Origin of the sequence: Arthrobacter sp. NPDC058192, from assembly GCF_042883665.1 — a bacterium.
Taxonomy (GTDB): Bacteria; Actinomycetota; Actinomycetes; order Actinomycetales; family Micrococcaceae; genus Arthrobacter.
This window is the reverse complement of the sequence record NZ_JBHVVJ010000001.1, coordinates 171,221-183,622: the sequence shown is the minus strand read 5'-3', so window position 1 is coordinate 183,622 and position 12,402 is coordinate 171,221. Positions and strand designations below refer to the sequence as shown.

11 protein-coding genes are annotated in these 12,402 nt (G+C 68.0%); 3 read left to right on the top strand and 8 right to left on the bottom strand.

Translation table 11 applies throughout. The features are described 5' to 3' along the window. The first annotated feature begins 2 nt into the window (after positions 1-2). From ACFVVK_RS00915 to ACFVVK_RS00905, 3 genes are read left to right on the top strand one after another with little or no spacing between them, the layout of a single operon-like run. On the top strand, positions 3-974 hold the full coding sequence (locus tag ACFVVK_RS00915) for an amino acid ABC transporter permease (protein ID WP_390262114.1): 972 nt from the start codon (positions 3-5) through the stop codon (positions 972-974). After that, positions 971-1,735: an amino acid ABC transporter ATP-binding protein gene (locus ACFVVK_RS00910; protein WP_390262112.1), complete on the top strand. Its 765-nt coding sequence runs from the start codon at positions 971-973 to the stop codon at positions 1,733-1,735. Before ACFVVK_RS00915 ends, ACFVVK_RS00910 begins: the two co-directional genes overlap by 4 nt. 23 nt (positions 1,736-1,758) lie before the next feature. After that, positions 1,759-2,934, top strand: a complete 1,176-nt coding sequence (locus tag ACFVVK_RS00905; protein WP_390262109.1) for an alpha-hydroxy acid oxidase — start codon at positions 1,759-1,761, stop codon at positions 2,932-2,934. Positions 2,935-3,109: 175 nt separating this feature from the next. Here ACFVVK_RS00905 and ACFVVK_RS00900 read toward each other — a convergent pair whose 3' ends face one another. From ACFVVK_RS00900 to ACFVVK_RS00865, 8 genes are all read right to left on the bottom strand, one after another. Beyond that, entirely contained in the window at positions 3,110-4,069 is a 960-nt protein-coding gene (locus ACFVVK_RS00900) for a hypothetical protein (RefSeq protein WP_390262107.1), read from the bottom strand. Between the two features lie 167 nt (positions 4,070-4,236). Beyond that, on the bottom strand, positions 4,237-5,505 hold the full coding sequence (locus tag ACFVVK_RS00895; protein ID WP_390262104.1) for a M20 family metallo-hydrolase: 1,269 nt from the start codon (positions 5,503-5,505) through the stop codon (positions 4,237-4,239). Further along, complete coding sequence (locus tag ACFVVK_RS00890) at positions 5,502-7,172, bottom strand: amidohydrolase (RefSeq protein ID WP_390262101.1); 1,671 nt, start codon at positions 7,170-7,172, stop codon at positions 5,502-5,504. The genes ACFVVK_RS00895 and ACFVVK_RS00890 overlap by 4 nt, the downstream gene beginning before the upstream one ends. Next, positions 7,169-8,485 carry an MFS transporter gene (locus ACFVVK_RS00885; RefSeq protein ID WP_390262098.1) on the bottom strand — a complete coding sequence of 439 codons (1,317 nt, stop codon included), beginning with the start codon at positions 8,483-8,485 and terminating at the stop codon, positions 7,169-7,171. Before ACFVVK_RS00885 ends, ACFVVK_RS00890 begins: the two co-directional genes overlap by 4 nt. A gap of 29 nt (positions 8,486-8,514) precedes the next feature. Beyond that, a complete protein-coding gene (locus ACFVVK_RS00880) occupies positions 8,515-9,888 on the bottom strand; it encodes an ArgE/DapE family deacylase (RefSeq protein WP_390262095.1) in 1,374 nt (457 codons plus the stop codon). 79 nt (positions 9,889-9,967) lie between these two features. Beyond that, positions 9,968-10,585, bottom strand: coding sequence for an RraA family protein (locus tag ACFVVK_RS00875; protein ID WP_390262093.1), 618 nt, complete (start codon positions 10,583-10,585; stop codon positions 9,968-9,970). Positions 10,586-10,590: 5 nt separating this feature from the next. After that, positions 10,591-10,986 (bottom strand): RidA family protein, encoded by a 396-nt coding sequence (locus ACFVVK_RS00870; RefSeq protein ID WP_390262091.1) that lies wholly within the window; start codon positions 10,984-10,986, stop codon positions 10,591-10,593. Position 10,987: 1 nt separating this feature from the next. Further along, positions 10,988-12,382, bottom strand: a complete 1,395-nt coding sequence (locus tag ACFVVK_RS00865; RefSeq protein WP_390262089.1) for an MFS transporter — start codon at positions 12,380-12,382, stop codon at positions 10,988-10,990. Between the last annotated feature and the right edge of the window lie 20 nt (positions 12,383-12,402).

Below are 12,402 nucleotides of genomic sequence, written 5' to 3'. Positions count from 1 at the left end.
CCGTGAGCGACACAGCTACAGCATCAGGCGACCAAGCGCTTGTGGACGACGGCATAGACCGCCAACTTCTTCTGGGACGTCCGCACCAGCACCACGGACTGCTGTGGCTGACCGCAGCTATCGTCCTGTGTGCGATATTTCTGGTCGGCTACTCCCTTGTGACTAATCCCCGCTTTGAATGGGGCGTCGTCTTTGGCTGGTTCACCTCGGAACGGCTGTTTACCGGCCTGATGCGCACTCTTCAGTTGACTGTCATCTCCATGACCGTCGGAATTGTCGTCGGGGCCCTGCTGGCACTTGCCAGGCTCGCCCCGAACTTCATCATCGCCGGGGTTGCGGCATTTCTGGTCTGGATTTTCCGCGGTGTGCCGGTATTCGTCCAACTCCTTTTCTGGGGTTTCATCGCCGCCATCTATCCACGGCTCGAAGTCGGGATTCCGTTTGGGCCCGAGTTCTTCTCTGTTGACGCCAACGTGATCATCACCCCATTCCTCGCCGCGATCCTAGGCCTTGGCCTCAACGAAGGGGCCTACATGTCCGAGATCGTTCGGGCAGGCCTCTTGAGCGTGCACCGGGGGCAAACGGAGGCCGCCAAGGCGCTCGGCATGAGGCGGTTGACCATACTTTGGCGGATTGTCCTGCCGCAGGCAATGAAGATCATCATTCCGCCCACCGGAAACCAAACTATCTCCATGCTCAAAACGACGTCCTTGGTGAGCGTGCTGGCCTTTCCCGAACTGCTCTACTCCGCACAGCTCGTTTACAGCGCGAACTTCAAAACCATCCCGCTCCTCATTGCTGCAAGCCTTTGGTACCTGCTGGTCACCAGCCTTCTGAGCCTGGGCCAGTTCTACATTGAACGGCATTTCAACAGAGGAACGGCAACATCTGGGCGCATTTCCCGCCGCAGCTCTCTCCGCAAAGCCAAGGCATTGCGGTCCCGCACCACCGCCGCGCAGGAGGTCCAATCGTGAACGACGTAGTGATCGAGGCCAGAGGCGTCACCAAGCAGTTCGGTGACCTCAACGTCCTCAAAGGGATCGACCTAACGATCAATAAGGGCGAGGTCACCTGCATAATCGGACCCTCCGGCTCCGGCAAGTCCACGTTCCTGCGTTGCATCAACCAGCTGGAAACGCTCGACGGCGGGTACATCCTCGTTGAGGGACAGCCGGTAGGCGTGAAAATCAAGAACGGGCGGGTGCATGCGCAGAGCAACGCAGAGGCTGCGAGGTCCCGCGAGAACATCGGCATGGTTTTCCAAGGGTTCAACCTCTTTCCCCACATGACTGTGCTCGAAAACGTCTGCGAGGCACCCATTCGGGTGAAAAAGGAAACCCGCAACGCCGTCCGGGAGCGGGCCAGAATCCTCCTGGAACGGGTGGGACTGGCGGCCAAGGCGGACGCGTACCCGGGTTCGCTGTCCGGCGGCCAACAACAGCGCGTGGCGATCGCTCGGGCACTGGCTATGGAACCGCGGTTGATGCTCTTTGACGAGCCGACCTCCGCCCTGGATCCGGAATTGGTGGGCGAGGTCCTCGACGTCATGCGCGGGCTGGCCGAGGCCGGGATGACGATGATCGTAGTCACCCACGAGATCGGTTTTGCCCGGGAAGTAAGTGACCACCTGATTTTCATGGACGACGGCTGCATCGTGGAGCAGGGCGATCCGCGCACCGTCCTGCGCGAGCCCCGGCACGAACGGACCAGGCAGTTCCTGGCAAAAGTACTTTAGACCTTCACATTGGAGCAGGAATCTTGAGAAAAAAATGGATTGTCAGCATCGACGATTACCGCAGGGCGTCCCGGAGGCAGCTTCCCAGGATGATTTCTGATTACCTGGAGGGTGGCGCCCTAGATGAAACCACCATGCGGGCCAACGAGGAGCGGTTTGACACCCTGATGCTTCGCCAGCGTTCTTTGGTGGACCTCACGGGCATGAACACGTCCACCACAGTCCTGGGCCGTTCCCTGGCGATGCCGCTCATGGTGGCGCCAATGGGGATGTTGACCATATTCCATCCGGGTTCTGATCCCGCCGTCGCCCGGGCGGCGGTCAGGGCAGGATCGATTTTCATTCACAGCGCCTGGGCCGGATGCTCCCTCGAAGAAGTTGCCAAGGTGGCTCCAAACAATCTCTGGGCACAGGTCGCCTTCTGGAAGGACCCCGAGGAAACTGCCAGCTACGTTAAGCGGGCACGGGCAGCCGGCGTTGATACGTTGGTGGTCGCGGGCGACGTCGGGTCGTCAAGCAAACGGGAACGCGACCTCCACCATGGGCTGTCCATGCCGCCACGCCCCCCGGTCGCGGACTACTTCAACGCGGCAACCCGCCCGGGGTGGCTGTGGCGCTGGCTGACGGGCCGGAAGATGACTTACGGCAACTACGAGGTAAACGGCCGTCCGCTCCGGATGGATGAAATGAACAGCTGGATGGCGTCCAACAAGAATCCCGCAGCCACCTGGGACGACTTTGCCAAGCTCCGCTCGGAGTGGTCGGGAAACCTCGTCATCAAGGGGATTATGGATCCCGAGGACGCTGCGCGGGCTGCGGACGAAGGGGCGGACGGCATCTTTATTTCCAACCACGGTGGCCGGCAGTTCGATTCCCAGCCTGCCACTATCGATGTCCTGCCCTCCATCGTGGAAGCTGTCGGCGGACGGGCGGAAATCTATCTTGACGGCGGAGTCCGGCGCGGCCACGACATCGTGAAGGCAGTGGCACTGGGAGCCCGCGCAGTGCTTGCTGGCCGCCCGTTCGCCTACGCCCTTGCCACCGGCGGAGAACCCGCGGTTGATCGAGCCTTCGGCATTCTCCACGAGGAGCTGAAGGGGGCCATGGGCTTCGTGGGCAGGGCTTCCGTCGCGGATCTGGACAAGTCTGTGTTTGCGCACCAGAGTCACACTCCGGTACGCGAGGGCTTGCTCCTGTAGCCAGTTTGCAGCCGGCCAGTCATGCGGTGTGGAGGCCTCGGCTAGGGGAACATCGAAAGCGATCCGGCCGTGTCGGAGCGGGCCGTTTGGACCCAGGGCTGTGTGGCCGTCGCGCGCGAAAGGGCGCCCCTCCTGCTGGAGTGGCGCCCTTCGAATCCGCGGGCGAGCCCGGATTTTACGTCGACGGGGAGGCGGGAACGTCCGGCCGCCGGCGGGCGGCAATAGATTTGGCGCCCAGCCCCGCCAGCGCGACGGCGAGGGCCAGCAGGATTCTGGGCACTGCTCCGCCCTGGGGTCCAAGGGTTGCCGCCAGGATTTGCCGGCTCATCAACAGCATTTCCTGCAGGTCGCCGGCCAGTACACGCGTCCCCAGGACGTAGTTGACGGAGATGAACAGGGCGGGGACCACCCACAACAGGGCAAGGTTCACGGCCCACACCGCGGCCCGGCGCGCAGGCCGAAGGCCGCACCACGCCAGGGCGCAGCCAACGAGGATGGCGGGAACCCAGTGAGCCATTGACGGCACTGCGGCGGGGACGTTGGTGTGCCCAACGAAGCCGACAACCCACTCCACCGCCCACGAAGCGAACGGCACGGCCATGAGCCCGGCGCCCAATGCCGCCAGGCTCCGTGACCGCGAACATAGCAGCAGGAGTGCCACGAGGGCCGCAGCGACGGCGGCGGTGACCCCCGCGAGTAGCCCGGCAAAGTAGAGCCCCGCCATCGTTCCGCCCGTCAGGCCGTCGTTGAGCACTGTGAATGACTGGACGGCCGCCGTGAACTGGACCACCAGAAGGCCGCCTGCCGCGCACCACGCCGCCAGTCGCCGTCGGGCGGGGGACCAGATGCGCACCGCGAGTCCGGCCGCTGCACCGCCCACGGTGAGGAGGGCAACGATCGTGGTGAGTTCGTACTGGCTGAGCGGCAGTAACGACACCGGCATCTGGTCCGGGGCAACCTCGGCGCCCCACAAGTTCTGCAGCGGGAGCTGTGCACCGGTCACCAGCCAAGGCCCCAGGCCGAGCAGCCCTGCCAGGATCCCGATCAGCCACCCCCAGGCCGCATCCCCGGCGGGAGTCCGGCCCGGGCGCTTGCTGGGAGCTGTCTGGTCCGTCGCTTGGTCCGGAAGGCTCACGGAGGCTCCTTGGGGTATGAGCGCTCCGGGGGACGCGCGCGAAAACGTGAACGGTCCCACCCAGAATAATGCATCGAATGGATTAACCCCCGAGGTGCCCCTGGGCGGCCTCGGCGCGAATCCGGCGACGCGTCGATGTTCGGCGGGACCGTCCGGGCCGTCCGTGCTCAGCGCTCAGTGAGCTCACCGGCAAGGAGCCGCTCCATCACATCGGTCAACACAGCGAGCCCGGCGACCAGATCGCCGTCGTGCGTGTATTCGTGCTCGTTGTGCGAGATGCCGTCCACGCTCGGGACGAAGAGCATGACCGTGGGGACGATGTCCTTCATGTTCGTCGAGTCGTGCCCGGCGAGCGTCATGACGGGCCGGTGCACGAGGCCGAGGTCCGCCGCGGCCTTCGCCGCGAGCTCGACGCCCTCGGGCTGGTACGGCGTGACGGGCCACGAGTGCGAGGTGCGCCGCTCGATGGTCACGCTCGCGGCCGCCTCGATCCGGCCGACCCGCTCGTGCAGCATCGCGTCCGCCTCGGCAAGGACCGGCTCGTCGGCGGAGCGCAGGTCGAGCAGGAGGCTCACCCTGCTGGGCACGACGACGGGCGAGTTCGGGTAGACGTCGAGCTGCCCCACCGAGGTGTGCACCACGCCCGGGAACGCGTCGGCGATCTCGCGCGCCGCGACCACGAGCATCGAGGCGCCCAGGAGCGCGTCGTGGCGGTCGGCGATGACGGTCGAGCCGGTGTGCGCCTGTTCCCCGTGCACCACGAACTCGTACTTGTTCGCGGCCCAGTTGGAGTGCACGAGCCCGATAGTGACCCCGTCGCGCTCCATCGAGCGGCCCTGCTCGATGTGGATCTCGGCGCACGCGGCGGCCTCGGGGCCGTCCCAGTCGCCGCGGAACCCGAGCGCATCCAGCGCCTCGCCCACGGAAACGCCCGCGGCGTCCCGCACCGCGAGGGCGTCCCCGGGCGCGAGCTTGCCGGTGTAGACCGAGGAGCCCATCATCGAGGGCTTGAACCGCGATCCCTCCTCGTTGAACCAGTTGACGACGGCGACATTCGCCACCGGCTCCCGGCCCACGGCCGCGCCGTGTGACCCTGAGCGGTGCCGGGCGGCGACCCGGAACGCCGCGTGCGCGGCGGCGAGGACGCCGTACGCACCGTCGTACTTCCCGGCCGTCGGCTGGGAGTCCATGTGCGAGCCGACCACGACGTACGGCGCGCCCGGCACGAGCTCGAGCAGGCCCCACTGGTTGCCGATCCGGTCGTACCGGACCGTGAAGCCCCGGTCCGTGAGGAGGCCCTCGAGCCAGCGGCGCTGCTCGCCGTCGGCCGCGGTGCCGGCCTGGCGGTCCACGCCGCCGTTGCCGGTCGCGCCGAACGTACCCATCGTGGCGAAGTCGGCGAGGAAGTCCTGGTCGGTGGGCGGGGTGGCGTTCATGCGGGCACTCCTTCGAGAGCGTGAGAGTAGGTCGGCCTGCCGCCGAGGAGCGTGGTCTCGACGGCGATCGTGGTCAGGTCCGGCGCGTCGAGCGGGTTCGCCGCGAGCACGACGGCGTCGGCGAGCCTCCCGGGGGACAGCATTCCCTTGGTCTGGGCTGCTCCGGTGGCCGCGGCGGCCTGGGTCGTGTAGAGGGAGAGCGCCTCGCGGCGAGTGAGCCGCTCGGCCGGGTTGCCGAACACCGCGCCGGAGGACGTGCGGCGGTCGACGTAGGCCTGCATGCCGCGGAGCACGTCGCCGTCCGCAACCGGGCGGTCGGAACTGCCGGCCACGGTGACCCCGGCGCCGAGGAACGAGGCCGCGCGGTAGGCCCACGCGGCCCGCCCGGGGCCGAGGGAGGCGGTCATGCCGTCGCCGCCGTCGTGGAAGAAGCTCGACTGCGGGGTCACGGCGATCCCGGCCGCGGCGAGGCGGGGGAGCTGGTCAGGGCGCACGATTGAGGCGTGCTCGATCCGGTTGGGCAGGGCACGGCGGCCGTAGCGGGCCTGGAGGTCCTCGAACAGCTCGAGGGCCAGGTCCACGGCGCGGTCGCCGATCGCGTGGGCGGCGACCGCCCACCCGGAGCGGTACGCGGCCTCGATGGCGGCCTTGAGGCCTTCGGGGTCGCCTTGGAAGTAGCCCGTGTTCGGGTGCCCGTGTCCGTTCCCGTGCGTGCAGTACGGCTCCGTCACGGCGGCCGTGCGGCCCAGCAGGGAGCCGTCGAGGAACACCTTGACCGGGCCCAGGGACAGCAAGTCCGAGCCGAAGCCCGAGTGGATCCCGAGGTCCAGGCCGGTGCCGAGGGCATCCGAGGCGTGCCCTGTGAGTGGCCGCAGCGCGTCGAGGACGGGCATGACCTGGGCGCGGGCCGCGAGCGTCCCGGCGGCGGCAGCGCGCTGGAACGCCGCGAGCTCGACCGGGCTCTGCCCGATCCAGCCGCCGCCGATCCCGGCGTCGGTGAAGGACGTGATGCCCTGGGACGCGTACACCGTCGTGGCCCGCTCGATCGCGGCCTGGAGCGTGGCGAGCGGCCGGGGCTGGAAGAGGGCCTGGAAGATCTTCTGCGCGGTCTCCTCGACCACGCCGGTGGGCCGTCCGGCGTCGTCCCTCACAATGGTGCCGCCGTCCGGGTCCGGCGAGCCCGGCTCGGCCAGCCCTGCCCGCCGGAGCGCGGCAGTGTTGACGATGGCGAGGTGCCCGGAGTTGTGGCGCAGGAACAGCGGCACGTCCCCCGTCGCGGCGTCGAGCCGCCCGAGCGAGGGGAAGGCCCCGCCGAAGAGGTCGTGGTTGAAGCCGGAGGCGATGAGCCACTCCTCGCCCGTGGCGCCCGAGGCGACCTCTCCGGCCGAGCGGGCCAGGAGGCCGTAGAGCTCCTCAAACCCGGCGCAGCCCTCGACGGAGGGTTCGATCAGGCCAAGCCCGAACCAAGGCGTGTGGCAGTGGGCGTCGATGAAGCCGGGGACGAGGGCCCGGCCGCCGAGGTCCAGGACCTCGGCCGCAGCGAGCCCGTCGATTTCCTCATCGAGCCCCAGAATCCGCCCGTGCAGGACCCCGAGAGTGGCCGCGGACGGCCGGGCCGGGTCCATCGTGACGATGTCCGCATTGCGGATCACGAGGTCGAGCTTCACGCTTTGACGCCCTCGTGCTTGATGCTCAGCGCGGGGATCGCGAGGCCGGAGAGCACGGTGAGCGCGGCGATGCCCACGAGCATCCAGGCGCTCGGAACCCACGAGTTACCGCTCGCGACGAGGGTGGCCGTGGCGATCATGGGCACGAATCCGCTGAGGAGCCCGGCGAGGTTGGAGGCGATGGCCACGCCCGTGTAGCGGGTCTGGGTGGGGAACATCCCGGACAGGGCCACACCGCTGACGGCGTAGGGGATGCTCAGGGCCATGACGCCCACCGTCATGCCGATGACCACGAGTGCAGGGCTCCTGCTCTCGACCGCGAGGAAGGCCGGGAACGCCAGGAGGACGGTAGCGAGGCCGCCGCCGAGAATCACCTTGCTCGCGCCGAACCGCTCCGCCATCCGGCCGCCCGCCAGCAGCGCGGGGATCTCGAAGACGGCGGCGACCAGGGTCGCGGTGAGCATGAGGTTGCGGTCGAGCTTGAGCACAGTGGTGCCGTAGAAGACCACGAACGTGGTGACGAGATAGAAGCCGCCCACGCCGAGGAGCGCGGAGGCCATGCCCACGAGGATCTGCTTCCACGAGTTCCTGAGTACGCCGCGCAGCGGGGACTTCTCGACCTCCTCGGCCTCCATAAGGGCCACGAACTCGGGGGACTCGGAAAGCTTGGAACGGATCCACAGGGAGATGAGCAGGAGCGGGATCGCGACGAGGAACGGGATGCGCCAGCCCCATGCGTCGAAGCTGTCCTTGCTGAGGAGCGCGGCGAGGAGGGCGAAGCCGCCCGAGGAGAGGATGGTGCCGATCGGCGAGCCCAGCTGGGGGAGCGCCGCGTACCGGCCACGCTTAGCTACGGGGGCGTTCTCGACGGCGATTACCATGGCGCCGGACCATTCGCCGCCCACGGCGAGACCCTGGACGATGCGCAGGAGAACGAGCAACACGGGCGCAGCAACGCCGATCGCCGCGTAGCTCGGCAGGATGCCGATGAGGCCCGTCACGACGCCGATGCCCACGATCGTGACCATGAGGATCTTCTTGCGGCCGATCCGGTCGCCGAGCATGCCGAACACGACGCCGCCGATGGGGCGCACGACGAACCCGATGGCTAGGGTCGCGAACGAGAACATGCCGGCGAGGATCGGGTCCTTTGTGGCGAAAAACTGGGTGTTGAACACGAGCGCTGAGGCGGTCGTGAAGAGGAAGAAGTCGTACCACTCGAGGGCGGTGCCGACGAGGGCGCCGAGTGCGACGCGCTGGGTGACCTTCTCATCAATGGGAAGGCCGACCTGTGTGGCCGTTGTAGTGCTCATGGTGCTCCGATGGCTCTGTGAGATGGCTCTCAGGGGGTTTCCTCAATGGTGACAGGGTGTTCGCCTAAAAGAACTGGCAATTCGCCGCCTGTTTTGCTGTCGAGACTGTGCGCACACACATCCGCGGACTCCTCGACTCCGCACCACTCCGCGATGAAGAGGGCGATGGCCTGCGTGATCCGCCGGACCGACTCGATGCTGACGCGCTCGTCGAAGCCGTGAATGGCCTCCGAGACGGGCCCATACACGAGGGCCGGGATCCCGGCGTACTGGACGAACACGCGACCATCGAGGTAGCCCGGGGTCGTGAAGGTCTTCAGTTCCTCGCCGAAGACCTGACGATGGCTCTCCCGGAGGGCATCCTCGGCGTCGCTCCCCTCTTCGAGGACGTAGCCCTCGGCGTAGAAGCCGGTCCGTGTGGCCGTAGCCAGGATCGGGTGGCCTGACTCGTCCTTCCCGATCCCCGCGAGCAGCTGTGTGATCGCGCGCCACGCGTCGTCGGGCGCGGTGCCGGGGTAGAGCGCGATCCGCAGGTCCAGCTCGCACCACGCAGGGACGCTCGACCCCCAGTCGCCGCCGCTGATCCGGCCGACGTTGAGGTTGATCGGGTGGTCGAGGTCCTCGAAGTACCGGTGCAGGCCCTTCTCCGCATTCCACTCCTCCTCGAGTTCGCGGAGCCTCGTGAGGACATAGTACGCGGCGTCGATCGCATTGAAGCCCGAGGACATCTCGCGTGGGTGTGTGGGGTGGCCCGCAACGCGGACACGGAACCAGATGACCCCGACGTTGGCGCGGACCAGCATGTCCTCCTCGGGCTCCGGGATGACCACCGCATCCGCCGTGTACCCGCGCAGGAGCGCGGCGAGCGAGCCATTGCCGGTGCACTCCTCTTCGGCGACCGACTGGACGTGGATTCGCCCGGTGGGGGAGAGGCCGGCGTTCCGGACGGCGTCGAACGCGAAGATGGCCGCGGCGAGTCCGGCCTTCATGTCCCCGGCGCCGCGCCCGTACAGCCATCCTCCCCGGATCTCGGCGTTCCAGGGCGAGCCCGACCACTGGTCCTCGGGGCCCTCCGGCACGACGTCGATGTGGCCGTTGAGGATGAGTGATCGGCCCGTCTCCGCCGCAGGGCGGTAGGTGCCGACGACGTTCTCGACCCCCTCATAGGAGACCTCCACGGCGCCCGCGCCGGGGTGAGCGGCGAGCTCTTGCGGGTCGAGCTGCCAGCGGTCCATTTCAAGTCCCCGCGCGCGGAGACTGTCGAAGACGAGGTCTTGGGACGTGCCCTCGCGCGTGCGCGTCGAGGGGCGCCGCACGAGCTCCTGGGTGAAAGCGATCTGGTCGTCGAACCCTGCGGCGACGGCGGCGAGGATTCGGTCGCGCTGGTCGGGGGAGAGGGGCATGGGTGGTCCTTCCTTTTGTGCCGTCGGGCCGCCACGCGCGGGATGGCGTGGCCGCCCGAGTGGTGGGTCGACCGGCGGGTCAGTGCGCGAGGAGGCCTTCGAGGGGCTCTCCCGTGCGGATGCGGCGGAGCAGCCCGGGCTCGGCGGCGTCGGATTCCTCGGCGAGGCGCACGACGCCGGCCGCGGCCTCCCGCGTGAGGCTCGCCACGCCGTCGTCCGAGGCCAGGACGAGATCGCCGGTGGCGACCGCAACGCCCCCGCACTCGACTGGGGCGCCCTGCTCCGAATCCGTGCCGTAGTGCCGCTTGGTGGTGAGGCACGCGGTCCCGCGGGCGTGGACGGTAAGGCCCGAGGCGCGCAGGTCCGCGACGTCGGTGACCACACCGTCAACGACGACGCCGAGGCCGCCCCGGGCGACGATCGCGGCCGCAGTAACCGCGCCGAGCGGAGCGTGGCGGTGGTCCCCGGACATCGAGACGACGAGGATCTCCCCGCGCTCGAGGGCGAGGATCGCGTGGTTCATGGCGATGGCGTCGTTGCCGGCGATCCTCACCGTGCGGGCGGGCCCCACCACGGTCCCTGAGCCGGCCAGCCGGGTGATCCCGGGATCGAGGAAGCCGTCCTCGAGGAAGTGCCCGATCGTGGGGACGGTGACGCCGCGGAGCCTTTCGAGGAGGGTCTCGGTCTCAGTGCCCACGGCGGTCACGAGGCTGCGGCCTTGTTGTCAGGCAGCACGGCGATGCAGTCGATCTCGAGGTCCAAGCCCCACAGTTCCACGCAGATGCTCGTTCGGGCGGGGCGGTGGCTGCCGAAGAACTCGGCGTAGATCTTGTTGTACGGCTCGAGCTGGTCCTTCGAGGTGAGGTAGCCGTTGCACCGGACCACGTGGTCCAGGTCCGTCCCGGCCTCGTTGAGGACGGAGCGGAGGTTCTCCAGGGTGCGGCGGACGCGGTCCTCGAAGCTCTCGGGCTGGTCCTCGAGCCCGCCGGGGCCGGAGGCCATCTGCCCGGTCACGAAGACGAACCCGTTGGCCACCACGGCCTGGGAGAAGGGGCCAATGGCGTCGGCGAGGCCGGGGGCGTGGGCGATCTTCTGCATGTCAGTGAACTTCCGTTTCGGTGAGCTGGGTCTGGGTCTGGGCCAGGGGGAGCTGGGTGTCTGCAGGGGCGCCTTCGACCACGTCGATGTTGCTCCTGCGGGTCTCGGCGAGGACCACGAGCGCGGCGAGCGAGAGGCCGGCGCTGACGAGGATGAACCACGCGACCGAGGAGCTCTGGTGCGTGACGCCGAGGAGCCAGGTGGTGATGAACGGCGTGGTCGCCGAGCCAAGCAGGCCCGAGAGCATGTAGGCGAGGGACAGGCCCGAGTAGCGCACTTTGGTGCCGAACAGCTCCGCAAGGAACGTGGCCAGCGGGCCGTAGTGGGCGGCGAACGCGGTCATCATAGCCAGGTAGGCGACGAAGAGGAGCGCGACGGACTTGGTGTCCATGAGCCAGAACATCGGGAAAGCGACGAGCGCCTCGGCGGACACGCCGGCGAGGATGATGGGCTTGCGGCCCACGCGGTCGCTCAGGCGGCCGAAGAACGGGATGAGCACGAAGCACAAGGCGCACGCGGCCATGACCGCGATGAGCATGGTCGTGTCGGAGTGGCCGAGGTCCTTTTTGCCGTAGGCCACGGCGGTGGCGGTGATGAGCGTGAAGGTCGAGCCGGTCGAGAGCGTGGCGACGGCGCCGAGGAGGACTTGCTTCCAGTGATCCCGCATGAGAGAGGCGAACGGGAGCTTGGCCTTCGCACCGGCCTCGCGGACCGCATGGAAGGAAGGGGTCTCCTCGATGTTGAGACGGATGTAGATGCCCACCGCGACGAGCAGTGCGGAGGCGAGGAACGGGATGCGCCAGCCCCAGCTGACGAGCGCGTCCGCGGAGACGCTCGCGGCCACGAGGAGGAAGGCAAGGTTGGCGATGAGCGTTCCGACCGGGACTCCGATCTGCACGAGCGAGCCGTAGAAACCGCGGCGGTTGGACGGCGCGTGCTCGACGGTCATGAGCACCGCCCCGCCCCACTCGCCGCCGAGCGCGAGGCCCTGAATGACCCGGAGCGTCAGGAGGAGGAGGGGCGCCCACACGCCGAACGTGTTGTAGTCCGGAACCAGGCCGATCGCGAACGTCGCCGCGCCCATGGTCAGGAGCGAGACGAGGAGCATCGACTTGCGGCCGAGCCGGTCGCCGAAGTGGCCGAAGATGATGGCGCCGATCGTGCGCGCGAGGTAGGCGGCCGCGAACGTGCCGAAGGCCAGGAGCGTCCCGACGAGCGGGTCAAAGGACGGGAAGAAGATCTTGTTGAAGACGAGCGCCGACGCGGTGCCGAAGAGGAAGAGGTCGTACCACTCGACGGTGGTGCCGATGACGCTGGCCATCGCGATCTTCTTCATCTTGGCCGCATCGAGCCGCGCCGACGCGGTGCCTGCCGGCGAATGGACATGCTGTGACATGGAATCTCCAATGAGGGTGC